The organism is Lactobacillus crispatus (genome assembly GCF_018987235.1).
Classification (GTDB): Bacteria; Bacillota; Bacilli; order Lactobacillales; family Lactobacillaceae; genus Lactobacillus; species Lactobacillus crispatus.
Map to the genome: position 1 here is coordinate 283,422 of NZ_CP072197.1, position 15,238 is coordinate 298,659.

The 15,238-nt window shown below is 37.9% G+C and carries 14 protein-coding genes and 1 pseudogene; 9 read left to right on the top strand and 6 right to left on the bottom strand.

Annotated features, from left to right (window positions below):
• Positions 1 to 243 precede the first annotated feature (243 nt).
• Together J6L97_RS01370 and J6L97_RS01375 are read left to right on the top strand one after the other, a co-directional pair.
• Entirely contained in the window at positions 244 to 639 is a 396-nt protein-coding gene (locus tag J6L97_RS01370; RefSeq protein ID WP_054833058.1) for a YSIRK-type signal peptide-containing protein, read from the top strand.
• A gap of 14 nt (positions 640 to 653) precedes the next feature.
• Positions 654 to 3,032 (top strand): mucin-binding protein, encoded by a 2,379-nt coding sequence (locus tag J6L97_RS01375; protein ID WP_083554558.1) that lies wholly within the window; start codon positions 654 to 656, stop codon positions 3,030 to 3,032.
• Positions 3,033 to 3,143: 111 nt separating this feature from the next.
• Here the strand turns inward: J6L97_RS01375 and J6L97_RS01380 are convergent, their stop codons facing one another.
• Entirely contained in the window at positions 3,144 to 4,544 is a 1,401-nt protein-coding gene (locus tag J6L97_RS01380) for an IS3 family transposase (RefSeq protein WP_013436946.1), read from the bottom strand.
• Positions 4,545 to 4,709: 165 nt separating this feature from the next.
• Here J6L97_RS01380 and J6L97_RS01385 point away from each other — a divergent pair.
• Positions 4,710 to 5,696: pseudogene (locus J6L97_RS01385) on the top strand (IS30 family transposase).
• A 1,142-nt stretch (positions 5,697 to 6,838) separates the two neighbouring features.
• On the opposite strand, the gene J6L97_RS01390 reads toward J6L97_RS01385, so the two are convergent.
• Positions 6,839 to 7,489, bottom strand: a complete 651-nt coding sequence (locus J6L97_RS01390; RefSeq protein ID WP_054832654.1) for an HI_0552 family protein — start codon at positions 7,487 to 7,489, stop codon at positions 6,839 to 6,841.
• 120 nt (positions 7,490 to 7,609) lie between these two features.
• Positions 7,610 to 7,945, bottom strand: coding sequence for a winged helix-turn-helix transcriptional regulator (locus J6L97_RS01395; protein ID WP_013085779.1), 336 nt, complete (start codon positions 7,943 to 7,945; stop codon positions 7,610 to 7,612).
• Positions 7,946 to 8,094: 149 nt separating this feature from the next.
• Here J6L97_RS01395 and J6L97_RS01400 point away from each other — a divergent pair, with 149 nt between their 5' ends.
• A complete protein-coding gene (locus J6L97_RS01400; protein ID WP_057726280.1) occupies positions 8,095 to 9,117 on the top strand; it encodes a zinc-binding alcohol dehydrogenase family protein in 1,023 nt (340 codons plus the stop codon).
• A 188-nt stretch (positions 9,118 to 9,305) separates the two neighbouring features.
• Here J6L97_RS01400 and J6L97_RS01405 read toward each other — a convergent pair whose 3' ends face one another.
• The 3 genes from J6L97_RS01405 to J6L97_RS01415 form a co-directional block, all read right to left on the bottom strand.
• A complete protein-coding gene (locus tag J6L97_RS01405; RefSeq protein ID WP_080514199.1) occupies positions 9,306 to 9,401 on the bottom strand; it encodes a putative holin-like toxin in 96 nt (31 codons plus the stop codon).
• Positions 9,402 to 9,562: 161 nt separating this feature from the next.
• Positions 9,563 to 10,072 carry a methylated-DNA--[protein]-cysteine S-methyltransferase gene (locus J6L97_RS01410; protein ID WP_057726278.1) on the bottom strand — a complete coding sequence of 170 codons (510 nt, stop codon included), beginning with the start codon at positions 10,070 to 10,072 and terminating at the stop codon, positions 9,563 to 9,565.
• A gap of 69 nt (positions 10,073 to 10,141) precedes the next feature.
• Positions 10,142 to 10,657, bottom strand: a complete 516-nt coding sequence (locus tag J6L97_RS01415; protein WP_005718512.1) for a hypothetical protein — start codon at positions 10,655 to 10,657, stop codon at positions 10,142 to 10,144.
• A 145-nt stretch (positions 10,658 to 10,802) separates the two neighbouring features.
• On the opposite strand from J6L97_RS01415, the gene J6L97_RS01420 reads away from it, so the two are divergent.
• From J6L97_RS01420 to glyA, 5 genes are all read left to right on the top strand, one after another.
• Positions 10,803 to 12,002 carry a chloride channel protein gene (locus J6L97_RS01420; protein ID WP_057726276.1) on the top strand — a complete coding sequence of 400 codons (1,200 nt, stop codon included), beginning with the start codon at positions 10,803 to 10,805 and terminating at the stop codon, positions 12,000 to 12,002.
• Between the two features lie 12 nt (positions 12,003 to 12,014).
• Positions 12,015 to 13,016, top strand: coding sequence for an alpha-hydroxy-acid oxidizing protein (locus J6L97_RS01425; RefSeq protein WP_057726274.1), 1,002 nt, complete (start codon positions 12,015 to 12,017; stop codon positions 13,014 to 13,016).
• 313 nt (positions 13,017 to 13,329) lie between these two features.
• Complete coding sequence (locus J6L97_RS01430) at positions 13,330 to 13,674, top strand: hypothetical protein (protein ID WP_057726272.1); 345 nt, start codon at positions 13,330 to 13,332, stop codon at positions 13,672 to 13,674.
• A complete protein-coding gene (locus J6L97_RS01435; protein WP_023488497.1) occupies positions 13,655 to 13,930 on the top strand; it encodes a hypothetical protein in 276 nt (91 codons plus the stop codon). Before J6L97_RS01430 ends, J6L97_RS01435 begins: the two co-directional genes overlap by 20 nt.
• Positions 13,931 to 13,988: 58 nt before the next feature.
• On the top strand, positions 13,989 to 15,224 hold the full coding sequence (gene glyA, locus J6L97_RS01440) for a serine hydroxymethyltransferase (RefSeq protein WP_013085793.1): 1,236 nt from the start codon (positions 13,989 to 13,991) through the stop codon (positions 15,222 to 15,224).
• Positions 15,225 to 15,238 lie beyond the last annotated feature (14 nt).

The following is a 15,238-nucleotide window of genomic DNA, read 5'->3' on the forward strand; positions in this document are numbered from 1 at the left end:
TAATTTTGTCCAAAAAGCGAACCATTTCACATTCTTATTATATATAAGTCAACCGTTTTATAGATTGACACTCCTCACCTCAATTTGATAAACTTTTGCGTAAAGGAAAGTAAACAAGATTAACTTTTATATCGAAAGATTATGGGTTAATCAAGTTTATTTTTTTTTGTGTGTAAACAAAGAAAATGCGAGGTAGACGCTTAACGTCCCAAAAAATTCTATTAACATGGCGAAAATATAAAAATGGTTGGTAAAAATAATAAATTTTTGAAAGAAAACAAGAATAATCAAAGATTTTTGCGTTTTTCATTACGAAAACTTAGCGTTGGAGTTGTTTCAGTAGCAATTGCTGCTGGTTTTTACATTGGCGGAAGCCAGAGCGTACTGGCCGATACCACTTCCAACGATAATTTGGCAGAGAATACTGACAAGAACACGGTTAACCCGCAGAATTTAAGTACTTCTGCTGACCCATCAGCAGTTGCTAGTGCCGCTGACATGCCGCTGACAGCACAGCTGCGGAAGCGGAGTGCTGCCCCAGTAAAGAGTGCCGCCCCAGCTGCTGAGAAACAGAAGACGGCTCCGCTTAACGTTGCTGATGCAAAGCCAGCATCAAATACGGCCGACCTGCAGCAGTAAACGAAGATTATTTATTGAAGAACATTAAAATCAGTAATCCAACTGATCCAAATTTTGTTCAATATCAGGATTTAGTGGATAGCTATATGAGCGATTATCATGGCGAGAAAAAGCCTTCGCAGTATGTATTTAGTGTCATTAGTGACAGTCGAATTTATACTGACTTTATTTGGACAGTTGATCAAGATACTGGGGAAAAGGTATCCGCCTACTTTAACAAGTGGAATAGTGGAATTACTGGCTATCACCAATTTAGCGATGCCGATTTTGATGACAATCATAATGATTACAGATACTCAAAGCGCGGAGTCACTCTAAGCTATGACAAGCCTAAAGGATCATCTGGTTCAATCAGTGTTGTTGATGATAATCATAATATATTGGATCTAGGTGACGCTAATTTACAGGATGTTTATGAAATAAATGGGAGTACTGACAATTCTCGTTCTGACTCATTTGCTGTTACATTGCCAGAGAAGGGACAACCGATTATTAAGTTCCTGTATAGAAATCCAGACACTGGAAAACTGATGGATTTGAGAGCCCCAATTTATTATTCAAATGGATTGACCGGTCAAAAGTTTGAGCTTGATATTGGCGATTCTTATAAACAAGAACTTAAAGATATGTTCGCTGGGTTCAAGCTTGTGGGTAGTAGTAAGGCAAGTGGAACATTTACCCAATTTGCTCAAGGGAAGACCTACGTTGAACATATTGCGTCTGATGATTCCGAAGTTATTTATCAGCAGATTGATGCTGAGGGAACAATGAAGGTTTTTTACAGAGAAAAAGATGGTGAGAAACAACCTCTTTTAGATAAGCATGGCAATCCATATCAGCTTGAAGCAGGAAGTTCTGTAAATATTGATACAGGGAATGGTATTATAACGGCTTACAACCCGTTTGTTACTGGCGATCATGCTTATGAACTAATCTATGAGCCTGAAGATCAATCCGCTAATATTGTCTATGTTGACAAGGATGGCAACAAGATCAAGACAGATACGGTCAATGGTAAGACAACTCAAACTGTTGATGTTAAATCCAATGTTCCAGCTGGTTGGAAGATCATCGATGGCCAGGTTCCAGAAATGATTCACTTTACGGGTGAAGGAACCCCAGACACGACGATCACGATTGAGCATGATACGACCAGCGTTGACCACACTAAGCCAATTAAGCCGGGCGATAAGACGCCATCTGGTAAGGAAATCAAGGGGGCTCACGAGAGTGACCTGAACCAGACAATCACGCGGACAATCAACGTGACGACGCCAGATGGTCAGACGACCACGACGAAGCAAGTAGCGAAGATCTACCGTGACGCCACGATCGATGACGTTACTGGTGAAGTAACTTACGGTGACTGGTCCGAAGGTACCTGGGTGGACTTCAAGCCAGGCCAAGTCGCCGGTTACACGGCTTCCCCAGCTGATGTACCAGCGGTAACGGTTAAGGATGGTCAAAAGGATCAAACCGTCAACATTAGCTACACGGCTAATGAGGGGACGGTTCTGATCAAGTACGTCGACCGCGATGGCAACGAGATCGGCCAGCAAGTGATCACCGGCCATGTTGGCGACACGATCAAGGTAACGCCGCAATTTCCAGAAAACTGGGTACCGGTAGATCCAGATACGGTTCCAGCCGAGGTTCAGATCAAGGAAGAGAACGGCCAAATCATCATCGTGGTTGTTCGCCACGCTGAGAAGGATCCGGTTCAAACCAAGAAAGTTACCCGGACGATCAAGGTAACTACGCCTGATGGTCAGACGAAGACCATCAAGCAAGTCGTCACGATCAGCCGTCACGGTGACCTGGACCTGGTTACCGGTCAAATTGCTTGGCAGCCATGGACAACCGCGCAATGGGATGTCTTCAAGCCGGCAGCAATTGCGGGCTACACCCCAAGTCTGGCGGAAGTACCAGCGGTAACGGTTGATGGTGAAACGACTGATCAGACGGTCGACATCACTTATGCGGCAGTTGCCACGCCTGCTCAACCAGAGCACCAGGCACCGACGGTTTCAGATACGACTGACGCCCAGCAAGCAACGAACCAGAAGGCGGACAGCAATGCCCAGCCAGCGGTTACTGTTGTAACTAGCCAACAGACGGCAACTGCTCAACCAGAGCACCAAGCACCGACGGCTTCAGATACGACTGACGCCCAGCAAGCAACGAACCAGAAGGCGGACAACAATGCCCAGCCAGCGGTTACTGTTGTAACTAGCCAACAGACGGCAACTGCTCAACAGGCAGAATCCACTACTAACAACCGCCGCTTGCCACAAACTGGTAATAGCCATGATGCTAGTGCCTTGGCAGGTCTGGGTCTGGCTTCCCTGATGGGACTGTTCGGCCTGGGCGGTAAGCGCCGCAAGCGTGACTAAGCACTAAAAATTGAAGATTCTTCCATAAATGAAGAAAACTTGAAGAACTAGACTAATCAGCCTTAGGCATTAGTCTGTAGTGACCCGCATTTTTCGGACACTTTATTGATATTATGCGACTAAGGACTTATTCCGATATTCTATCGGAGTAAGTTCTTTTAGTTTATCCTTAGTTCTTTCCGTATTGTAATAGTCTATATATTTTCTGATAGCTTGCTCTAATTCGTCAAGTGAAGCATATTTCTTCTCCTGACCATAGAACATTTCACGTTTGAGAATGCCAAAGAAGCCCTCCATTAAGCCATCATCTGGAGAACAGCCTTTTCTAGACATGCTTTGTTCAATACCGCGAATAGCTAGTTCATGTTGATAAGCCTTGTGTTGGTATTGCCAGCCTCGATCTGTATGAAAGATTAAACCATTTAGTGCCTGATTAGTTTTAAAAGCATCATCCAACATTGACATCACTTGTTTCAGATTAGGATGACGAGAAATATTATAAGCAACGATATCACGTCCGCAGCCATCAATGATAGGTGATAAATAGAGTTTCTTACCCCTTAGATTGAATTCGGTAATATCGGTATACCATTTCATATTCGGTCTTAAAGCAAAGAATTTGCGTTTAATTAAGTCTGGTTTGATTCTGCCTTTAATATCTCCTTGATAGCTGCTATATGGATGTCTACGCTTCATCACATAACCGTACAAATCCATTTTGCGCATTAAACGATTAACAGTTTTACGATTAATCTGATAGCCTTCACGATGCAAAATATGTGTAATACGACGATAACCTGGGGCAACATAACGATTCTTAATCTCATCATAGATCTCCCGAATGCGCATCATCACATCACTATGATGAACTTGATCCTTATCCTCACGAGTATAAACGTCATAGTAGTTACTGCGCGAGATGTGCGGCAGATCTTCATTAGCGTTAATAATTTCAATGATCTTCTTTACTGCGAGCCCCAGTTCATGCCTCAATTCGGTAACAGCTTGTGCTATTTCTGTTTTGGTTGGCTCTTTCTTTTTTGAACCAAGGCATCCAATTTTTTTATATATGCGTTTTCGACAGTAAGCTTTAAATTCTGGCGACGCAACTTGGCGTTTTCTTGCTTGAGCCGTTCTAATTCGTTTAACTCTTTCTTGCTCATGGATTCGTCGTCCTTTCTTCTTGATAACGACATTATATCCATTTTCTTTGTAAGAGCGAATCCAATTGCTTAACATACCATTACCAGGCAAACCTAGATCAAGTGCTACTGCATTAATCGATTCATTTCCTAAAAGCACTCTTTTTATGGCATGTTCTTTATACTCTTTTGAGTAATGCGTATAAGATTTATCAAGTACTGATAAGCCATGAATTTTAATTAAATTTATTAGATAATTTACCTTTTCTCTTCTGATACCATATTTCTTACTTAAGTACGTTCCACGTTTATTTTCTAAAGTCCATTCTTCAAAAATATGAATTTTATCCTTTTTAGTTAGTTTAGACATAGTAAAACCCTCGAGATTCATGTCCGAATTTCGAGGGTCACTACAGTCTGGTTCTTTTTTGTTGGTGGCGAATTTACAATTGAAATGCAACACAAAGTAAAAAAATAAACCCATACCGGGTAGAATATGTTTAACGACCAAATCAAACAATTCGAAGTATCCGGTATGAGCTATAAACATCTTACTATAAAAGAACGTGAAATGCTTATGTTTTTACAAGCTAAGGGGTTATCTATCTGGGCTGTTGCGTTACGGCTAGGGCGAAATCCAAGCACTATTTCACGAGAATTAAAACGTTGTGCAGGTCATTATTCCCCAAGTAAAGCAGAAAATGACTATCATCAAAAGCGAAAGAATTGTCACAAGAAGCGGCTATTAGACAGCCATCCACAACTACGCCGTCAAATTATTCATTACATCTTAGATCTGCACTGGTCACCAGAGCAGATTACCGCTCGCTTTAATAAGGAACATCAATAGTGTGTTAGCTACAACACAATCTACTGTCATATCTATCAACACAATTTAGGTGAGAAGTACTCCTCACATGGCGATACCAGTATTCAGCGCCATCTCAGACATAAACATCGGACGCGGCATTCAAAGAATACTAGACGACATCGAGAAGTACAGACGGACTACATCTCAATTCATGAGCGCCCTGGTTTTATCAACCAGCGTCAACGTATTGGTGACTGGGAAATCGATACTGTGATTGGGCGAACGGGTCATTCCATCCTTTTAACGGTTGTCGATCGGCTTAGTCGGCTTACTCTTATCAAAAAGGTTGCGCGAAAGGACTCGCAGGAGATAAATAAAGGCTTAGTTGAACTGTTAGGGGCCATTCCTAAAGAATTTGTTCATTCTATTACACCAGATCATGGGACCGAATTTCTTCATCTTGATGAAATCAGCGAAAGATTAGGTGTTACTGTCTATTGGCCCGATCCATATTCCCCTGAACAGCGTGGAACAAATGAGAATACAAATGGATTAATCCGGGAATATTTTCCCAAGCGAACAGATATTGATAATTATACAGAACAGGACGTTGAACACTGCCAAAAGCAGTTAAATCAACGTCCGCGCAAAGTGTTAAATTATGAAACCCCATATGAAGTATTTTTTGATAAACCGTTGCACTTAGTTTGACAATTCGCCAAAAAGAAATATAGTACAAGTGACTACAGCCGACTAGCGGCTAAATTCAAAATGAAAGTTGCCGACATCAGAAAGTATGCTGGAAAATTAAAACTACCTAAAGTTATTATGGTTGGTTATCTGCTTGGAGACACTGTTTCTTCCTATAAGAACTGGCAATCATTTATTGAGCCAACTAGCGTGAAACATAAGAATGACGAAAAACTTGTGTCACTTTATCAAAATGCTTTAATTAGTTATCAGTTTATACCATTTAGTGTTCCAAGTCCCGACTACCAGCGACGAGCTTTTCTTCAGGTGGAATTGCGTGACAACATTGCGTTGTCTTCAGCCCAAGATGGGCTAGAAGACTTAGCTGCAATGTTCGGTACCAAGCTGAAGCAGTTTGACAGTTATGATAACTACTCTGAGTTAATTAACATTATCCAAAGCAACCCAGATAAATTACCAGTTTCCGTTGTTGTGAATTATTTATACCTGGGTTTTATAACTAATCAAGTTAGAAAGATTAAGGAAGACGGCTTAATTAGTAAATTTCAGGTGCCAGCACGTTTATCGGAGCTTGGTGATAGAATAAGTGACCACTTTTACCAGGAGTCTTATGACAAAAGATTAACTAGACGGGTAATTAAAAGTATCTTTAGCAAAAATAGTATTGAAAACTATTTGAAACCAAGAGAATATGATCAGTTGCTATCGAAGGATGAGGTTAGTAAATGGAATAAATTAATTAAAGATGTTAGCAAGAATAATCGGCAACAAGATCAACTACTACGAAAGCTAGAGAGTTACCTTGCAAGAAATGCAATACGGTATCATTCCAATAATGAGGGTGAGATTTATAGGTCCTTTAAGAGAAAGAATATATTAAAACAAATTGATTTTAATTCATTGTATCAAAATAATCCTAATTTAAAAATTGAAAAAATATTTAACGAAAATATGGTTTTATCTCGTAAACCGACATGGTTGAACCCTTTCTGCAGTATATTGACCATAGTCCTCACCTCGGGGAGGAAAAAACAACTGCCGCTCATAAAACTTTCTGCGAGAACAATTATATCGAAATCTTGTTTGCAAAAGAAGACGAACAAGATAAAAAAGCTCGCAATTAGTTTGCGGGCTTTTAGCTATCAATTTTCTAATCGTTTGTACAGGGGTAATAATTGCTTAATACCATCAAGAATGAAATCTTCCATGTTTGAAACATGGTCTCTGTCTCGAAAAGCAAACTTTCCTAGTAAGAAACTTGTTTTTCCGGCTTCTAAATTAAATAATTTTTGCTTTTCCAAATTCGTTAAATATTCTTGTAAAGGTAAATGATCAGTAAACTCCATGTCATTTTTATCCCATAGATACCAATTCTGGGTTACTCGATTCTTTGCCCAGATTGGAATATCAGTTAGTAGTTCATTATATTGATCAGGTGTGTCGCCGCGTTTTTCACTCTTATAATGTTGAAACATTAAGTAAACTTGTAACTGTTTCTTATCAAGCATCACGCCAATGCATGGACTTTTGTCAGCCAAAGTATTTAAACGATAAGAAGCCCAGTAGTGATTACGTAGGTTCCAACCATTAGTCCAGCTTTCTACATGAACTTTAGCAAATTTAGGCAATTGTTGCGAAATGTTGAGATTTACTTCTTTCCAGATTTGCCAAACATCTTTAAATTGCACTTTTATTTGCGCTATTTCTTCCTCAGAATATTGTTCTTTTAATTTCTTAAAGGAAAATTCATCGCGATCAAAGATTGTATACATATCATTGGTTAACTTCGTCATAAAAAATCTGTCCTTGTATTTGCTTAGTTGTACTATTTCATTATCCTCATGTTAGCATTGGATTTGTAGAAATGGTAATGAATGGGTTATTGAAAAAGCTCGCAATTAGTTTGCGGGCTCTTATTCATGCAATTGATTATATTTGTCGCCCCATTTTTCCATTTCTAAAATTAATGGGGTAAGGGTCTCACCTAATGCAGTTAATTGATAACTTGTTTTAGGTGGTACTGTTGGAAAAATAGTTTTATCAATAATTTGATCACTTTTTAGTTCTTTTAATTGAAGTGACAACATTCGTCTGGAACAATTAGGCATCAATTTCTGCAATTCATTAAAACGACAGTGTTTTTTCTTGATTAAATGATAGATAATAACACTTTTCCATTTACCTGAAATAATTTGAAGTGTACTTTCAACAGGACAGCCTTCAGAGCAGTTATAAATATGACGTGGCATTCTTTCACCTCGATATAATAATTCAATTCTAAATCTTTAAATTTAATCAAGCTAGGGAAAAATTTGTTACTTAGTAAGGAAAAATTCACTTCTTGTTTTTATCTATGGCTTACTTACAATTAATTAGTAAATAAGGAAGGAAGATAAAAATGAAAGCAATTGGATTCAAAAAACACTTGAAGATTGATGATCCTGAAAGTTTGATTGATTTTGATATGGAAAAACCTACTGCTAAGGGTCATGACTTGTTAGTAAAAGTTAATGCAGTTTCAGTTAACCCAGTAGATGTTGGAGTTAGAAAAAGTGGACATATGGTCTTAAAAACGCCTAAAGTGATCGGTTGGGATGCATGTGGTGTAGTAGAAGAAGTAGGGTCGAAAGTTAGGCTCTTCAAACAAGGTGACAGGGTATTTTATGCAGGTTCATTTATTAGATCAGGCAGTGATAGTGAGTACCAACTAGTTGATGAAAGAATAGTTGGTCATGCTCCAAAGACTTTAAAAGATAATGAAGCGGCTGCAATGCCTTTAACCTCACTTACAGCTTATGAAGCCTTATTTGAACAAATGGGTTTAACTTGGAATCAAGAGAATAATCAGAGTAAAACGATCTTGATTATTAATGGTGCTGGGGGAGTAGGATCAGTAGCTACACAATTGGCACATTTAGCAGGATTAACAGTAATTGCAACTGCATCCCGTCCAGATAGTATTAAATGGACACAAGATCACGGCACAGATTATGTTGTGAACCATCGTGAAGACTTGGTAAAACAAGTAAGGAAATTAGGATATAAGTATGTTGATTACATCCTAGAATTAAAGGATTTAGATGGTCATTGGAAAGAAATGTGTGAGTTAATTAAACCAGAGGGACACATTGTTTCAATTACTGAAAATCATCGTCCAATAAATTTAAGGTTGCTTACCAAAAAGAAAGCACACTTTTCGTGGGAATGGATGTATACTAAATCCTATTATCAAACTGAAGATATGATTAGTCAGCATGATATTTTAAACAAAATTGCCCAGATGTTAGATAATGGCAAACTTAAATGCACTATGACTAAGTCATTAGAACCCTTAAATGCAATAAATTTACGAAAGGCTCATAAATTAGTAGAAAGTGGTCATATGACCGGTAAAGTTGTGGTTTATGACTGGGAAAACTAAGCATTAATAGAAAGCTCGCAATTAATTTTGCAGGCTTTTAATTTAAAAAATATGCTATAATTTAGATAAAGAAAAAGGAGATCCAAAGACCTCCTTTGCAGCCCGCTTTAAGAGCGGTGGTCGATATTATAAAAACGTTGAAAACGTCGCCCTATAACTCGCCAAAGTTATTACATTGAGCGGCGTTTTTATTTTTTGTCGTGATGATGGTCGATGTAAGTTAGCAGAGCTAACACAAACGTACCGAACAAAAGCATTAAGGAAATACTCTCGTAAACCGACATGGTTGAACCCTTTCTGTAGTATATTGACCATAGGCCTCACCTCCGGGAGGAAAAACAACCGCCGCTCATAAAACTTTCTGCAGTAATATTATACCGAAACTTTGTTTGCGAAAAAAGACGAACAAGTAAAAAAGCTTGCGATATGCGGGCTTTTCTTGTATCTAAGGTTCTTTAAACTGATTAATATCAACGCCTTCAAGTTTAAGCAACTGAATTTTCTTATCAATTCCACCGCCATAACCAGTTAAATTGTGATTAGCACCAACAACGCGGTGGCAAGGTATGATAATGCAAATATGATTTCTACCAATAGCACCACCGGCTGCTCGAATAGGTAAGTGGTCCTTATCTTTTGCAGCCTGTACGGCAATGTCTTTATAAGTAGTTGTCATCCCGTAAGGAATTTTTAGTAATGCTTGCCAGACTCTTTTTTGAAAATCAGTACCGATCAAATGTAATTGAGGAGTAAAATCTGGTTCTTTGCCTTGAAAATAGATATCTAACCACTTTTTAGCAGAAGCTAAATATTTATTTCCTCCTTCTGAATATTCTTTATCAAGATTGTCACCGTAGTAGCGATCAGTATCTAGCCATAAACCAATAAGTCCTTGTTCATCACTAGCGAGCAATATTTTGCCAATAGGTGAATTATAGTAAGAAGCTGTTTGCATGTTTTTTCTCCTATGATAAAAATAAGATGCTACCATCCATTATGATTGGTAGCATCTTATTAATCTAATTTATTTTCTTAGCTTGTGCACCTTATGTGCTAGCACCATTTCTTTATTGCGATCTTCATAGATCATATCCTTGATGTAATTCCATGGGATTAACAAAGGCGTTTTGCTATTTTTACGGAAAATAAAGTCTGCGTGTCGTCTTTCCAAGTGACGCAAATATCTTTTAGCATTTTGAATCTTAGTATGGTGTTCCAAATGCAATCGTGGTTCGAAATCGACGATTTTGTGTTCAGCGTTGAAAATAGGTCTAACTTTATGGTGCCAGTTCTCAGCACTAGAGATATGATCGCTGACCTTTTTTCCGGCTTCTACGATATTCTCTTTGGTTGCTGGACTTTTCTGATCCTTAAACTCCGCATGTGGATCTAGATAGTAGTTGCCCAAACCATCTTGACGATAAAGTCGTATTTTCTTGAATGTCTTATTTTTCTTGTCCATTCTTACTTCGATAACGTCACCATTTTTGTGATTCATTAAATACATGTGATGTTTTCTAGTGTAATTTGCACTCTTCATGATCAGAAATCTCACCTCTACATTAATTATTCTGAAACGATATTATACCAGTATTTTAACTATATTTTTGCTTTACGAGTATAAAAGTTTATAATTTTTAAAAAGAAATTTCAATTCTTGAGAATTAGAGAAGGAAAAAATCCTAATGAAGAAACTTAATATATTTTATTATGCTACCATTTGGAGTTTTATTATTGGAATATGCTGTGCTACATATTTAAACTTAATTAATTTTATTATTAATTTTGTCTGGCATGTTTTGTTTGATAAATTACCTGTTCCTAGTCAGGCTTTACCGTTTTTTATTTGTATTCCTTTTGGTTTCATTATTGGTATATTAATTAAGCGTTTAGGATCATATCCATTAACTATCGAAGAAGTTTTAATGAGTGTTAAGCAGGAGGGAAAGATCAATTATCACAATTGGTGGAAATCCTTAACCTTAGGTCTTATTTCTTTAGCCGCGGGTGGCAGTATTGGACCAGAGGCTTCAACTACTGTACTAGGAAGTGGCATGGTTAATTGGCTGGGAGATAGATTACGACTAATTGCTTATTCTTCTGATTGGAAATGGAATCATTTTTGGGATACTATCGTTTCGAAAAAACAACTAAAAAAACTGCCAAAATTTAGTAGCCTTTTTAAATCAAAATTGCATCAAAAAGTTTTTTGCTTAATTATGGTTATGATCGGCGTGGTTGGTGCAGCAATAGTCTTTAAATTATTCCCTGAAGAAGGATTATTTGGTATTCATCATCGCCATATTCTCTGGCAATGGCACTATAGTATGTATGTAATTATTCCATTGATTGTAGGTTGGAGCTTCGGTATGTTTTTCTTATGGAGCGAAAAATGGAGTGATTATTTTGCTGAAAAAATTACTATTTCACCGATTATTAAAGCAACTATATGGGGAATAGTTCTTGCATTACTTACCTTAATTACTAGTTATGCCCTGTATTCTGGTGAATTTCAAATTGTTCCATTTGTACACCAGGCGTTGCAAATATCACCATTATTTTTGCTAGTTATAGCAGTCATCAAAACCTTGTCTACTAATATAGGTTTTAGTTTAGGCTGGCGTGGTGGGAAAATTTTCCCTTCGATTTTTGCTAGTGTAGCAGTTGGCGCAGCGATTGCGCAATTTTTACCAATTATGCCAGTTATGTGTGTAGCCATTACAGTTAGTGCAAGTATTGCAGTTATCTTGGGTAAACCTTTATTAACAGCTATTTTATTGATTCTGTTATTACCAATAGAATTGGCTCCTGTCATTTTAGTAAGTGCGTATTTAGCTGCCTGTTTGACAAAAGTGAGCTATAGTTTTAGACAAAAGAATAATTAGGAGGTATTTTTTATGAGCGAAAAAAACGATGCAATAACTGGTGCTTCTTTGATAGAGAATCAAGAAGAAAAAGTAAAAAGCCCATGGCCGGGTCCTAAAGGTATGATTCCTGTAACAAGTGGGCGTGCTGACGATGCTAATGTACATAATCGTGCCTACTTAGACAATATCTTGGTGGAGATGCGTTTGCTTGATTCAGTTGAGCCAGACTTAACAACTGAGGTTTTTGGTAAAAAATATGCCTCACCTTTAACTCTGGCTGCAGTCTCTCATTTGAACAAGGTTTTACCAGATAAGACACGTAAGCCAATGCAAGAAAAGGCACGTGCGGCTAAGAATACCAATACTTTAAATTGGATTGGTATGGAGTCAAACGAAGAATATGCCGAAATTGTCAAAGAGGGCGGCGATACAGTTAGAATTGTGAAGCCTTACGCAGACCATGATAAAATTATGGGCGAACTAAAACAAGCAGAAGAATTGGGTGCCGTAGCTGTTGGAATGGATATTGATCATGTGCCTGGTGATAATGGTAAATATGATGTAGTCGATGGTATTCCACTAGGACCGATTTCATTTAGCGATCTTGAAAAGTATGTTCATGCAGTTAAACTGCCGTTTGTGGCTAAGGGCGTGCTATCCGTGCGTGATGCCGTTAAGGCTAGAGATGCTGGTGCCAAGGCAATAGTTGTTTCACATCACCACGGCCGCGTTCCATTTGGCGTGCCACCACTAAAAGTTTTGCCAGCAATCAAGCAAGCACTAAATGGCAGTGGAATGACCATTTTTGTAGATAGATCATTGATGACAGGCTACGATGCATACAAGGCTTTGGCATTAGGCGCAGATGCTGTACTGATTGGTCGAGGGATTCTTTCTGAATTGTTAAAAGATGGGCAAAAAGCAACAGAAGATAAGATTAAGAAAATGAATGAGCAGCTTGCACAAATGATGTTGTATACTGGCGTTAGAGATACTAAATCATTTGATCCTAGTGTGTTACATTTTGATTAGGATAGAAAAATGAAATAGTTTATTTTTTACAGTTTACTATAATTAAGTGGCTATTAGCCTATAATAAAGGCGTTTAAAGCTATACTGAATAGTGTTATGCTTAACTCGGACGTTGTTATAAGGTAATTATTTAAAAGTAATTAGTTGTATACGAAAACATGCTTAGCTCTGGTAAAAGCTAAGCATGATGTCTCATAATATTGAGCCGCTTGTAGATTATACTACAAGCGGTTTTATTTTAGATGAAAATAACAAGTATTTCAAAAAGTGAGTATCTATGTTTTGCTATTATGGAAATGGATTGATTTAGAAAATGATGCTATTGAAATTTCATTATGAGCGGGGATGCAAAACCTTTTTTAAAAAGCATAAGAATGAGCAAAAGATAATTAAGCAGTTAATCGATCAAGCGATTACTAAGGAATTGGCAACTGGTATGACTAAAGTGAAGATCGCTGCAATGACTCGGATTGAGGAAAAATCAATTTACGAGTTTCGCCTAAATTTGAAAAAAGCGGGTTCAGCGAGAGTCGCTTTTGCAGTAAAGGATGAGCAAGTACTAGTTCTTTTGATTACCTCTAATTTACAGAAGGATAGTTTTAGTCATGAATTAGAAACTGTTCTGAAAGGAAGTCATTATGCGTTTAATTCCAATTAAGCAGGCAGAGACTTTGCTCAAAAAAATCTGTAGTAATAAAAGTAAATATGTAGAAATTAAATTATTAACGGCAAAAAAGGATCGTTCAATTAGTGTGAAAAATGATGGTAAAAAGCTAATTTTAACTGAAGATGGCTATTTGAACTTTACGCAGGAATATGAATTGACTGATCCAGCTGTTGGCCGTCATGCAGTTTTAGCGGCTTTTAAAAAGGAATTTCCGCGTAGTAATCGTGCGTATCTGATTGCTAAATAGTATACTTTAACTATAAGAAAAACTATCAGTGCTGATCAGAAAGGAAGTCTTTTTATCAATGAAATATGCAGAAAAATCTCCCGCATTATGGGATGCCATTCATCATGAAGAACAGCGCCAACAAGACACCATCGAATTAATTGCCTCTGAAAATATTGTTTCTGATGCAGTTCGTGAAGCACAAGGTTCTGTTTTAACTAACAAGTATGCTGAAGGATATCCTGGTCGGCGTTATTACGGCGGTTGTCAATATATTGATCAAGTTGAGCAACTGGCTATTGATTATGCAAAAAAATTGTTTAACGCAAAGTTTGCTAATGTACAGCCGCACTCTGGATCACAGGCTAACATGGCAGTTTATCAAGCACTTTTGAAGCCAGGTGATGTCATTTTAGGTATGGGAATGGATGCTGGCGGTCACTTGACTCATGGATCCAAGGTTAACTTCAGTGGTAAGGAATATAAGTCTTACAGTTACGGCCTAAATGTTGAGACTGAAGAACTAGATTTTGATGCCATTCGTGAAATTGCTCTTAAGGTTAAACCTAAGTTAATTGTAGCCGGTGCTTCTGCGTACAGCCGCATCATTGATTGGCAAAAGTTCCGTGAAATTGCAGATGAAGTTGGGGCATACTTAATGGTTGATATGGCTCATATTGCTGGCTTAGTAGCAACCGGTCAACATCCAAGTCCTGTTCCAGTAGCTGATGTAGTAACTACAACTACACATAAGACCTTGCGTGGCCCTCGTGGTGGGATGATTTTGTCCAACAATTTAGAAATTGGTAAGAAAATCAATTCCGCTTTGTTCCCAGGCATTCAAGGTGGGCCACTTGAGCATGTCATCGCAGGTAAAGCGCAAGCATTTTATGAGGACTTGCAACCACAATTTACAGATTATATTAAGCAAGTCATTAAAAATGCTAAGGCAATGGCAGAAACTTTTGCTGAATCGGACAATATTCGTGTCGTATCTGGTGGTACTGATAACCATTTGATGATTATCGATATTACTAAGACTGGTATTACAGGTAAAGATGCTCAAAATTTACTCGACTCTGTTCACATCACTACCAACAAAGAATCAATTCCAGGCGATCAACGTTCACCATTTGTTACTAGTGGGTTGCGGATTGGTACGCCAGCAATTACTAGTCGTGGCTTTGATGAAGCAGATGCTAAGAAGACTGCGGAAATGATTATTGAAATTTTATCTGATCCAGAAAATTCCGCAACGATTGCTCATGTTAAAGAAGAAGTTCAGGCATTAACTAAAAAACATCCAATTGAATAATTTGTATAGCAGAA

Bases quoted from the DNA above. Each gene is read 5' to 3' on its own strand.
- J6L97_RS01435 (WP_023488497.1), top strand. From the start codon at position 13,655: ATGCGTTTAATTCCAATTAAGCAGGCAGAGACTTTGCTCAAAAAAATC.
- J6L97_RS01390 (WP_054832654.1), bottom strand. From the start codon at position 7,489: ATGACGAAGTTAACCAATGATATGTATACAATCTTTGATCGCGATGAA.
- J6L97_RS01400 (WP_057726280.1), top strand. From the start codon at position 8,095: ATGAAAGCAATTGGATTCAAAAAACACTTGAAGATTGATGATCCTGAA.
- J6L97_RS01395 (WP_013085779.1), bottom strand. From the start codon at position 7,945: ATGCCACGTCATATTTATAACTGCTCTGAAGGCTGTCCTGTTGAAAGT.
- J6L97_RS01410 (WP_057726278.1), bottom strand. From the start codon at position 10,072: ATGCAAACAGCTTCTTACTATAATTCACCTATTGGCAAAATATTGCTC.
- J6L97_RS01420 (WP_057726276.1), top strand. From the start codon at position 10,803: ATGAAGAAACTTAATATATTTTATTATGCTACCATTTGGAGTTTTATT.
- glyA (WP_013085793.1), top strand. From the start codon at position 13,989: ATGAAATATGCAGAAAAATCTCCCGCATTATGGGATGCCATTCATCAT.
- J6L97_RS01370 (WP_054833058.1), top strand. From the start codon at position 244: ATGGTTGGTAAAAATAATAAATTTTTGAAAGAAAACAAGAATAATCAA.
- J6L97_RS01380 (WP_013436946.1), bottom strand. From the start codon at position 4,544: ATGTCTAAACTAACTAAAAAGGATAAAATTCATATTTTTGAAGAATGG.
- J6L97_RS01415 (WP_005718512.1), bottom strand. From the start codon at position 10,657: ATGAAGAGTGCAAATTACACTAGAAAACATCACATGTATTTAATGAAT.
- J6L97_RS01425 (WP_057726274.1), top strand. From the start codon at position 12,015: ATGAGCGAAAAAAACGATGCAATAACTGGTGCTTCTTTGATAGAGAAT.
- J6L97_RS01405 (WP_080514199.1), bottom strand. From the start codon at position 9,401: ATGTCGGTTTACGAGAGTATTTCCTTAATGCTTTTGTTCGGTACGTTT.
- J6L97_RS01430 (WP_057726272.1), top strand. From the start codon at position 13,330: ATGATGCTATTGAAATTTCATTATGAGCGGGGATGCAAAACCTTTTTT.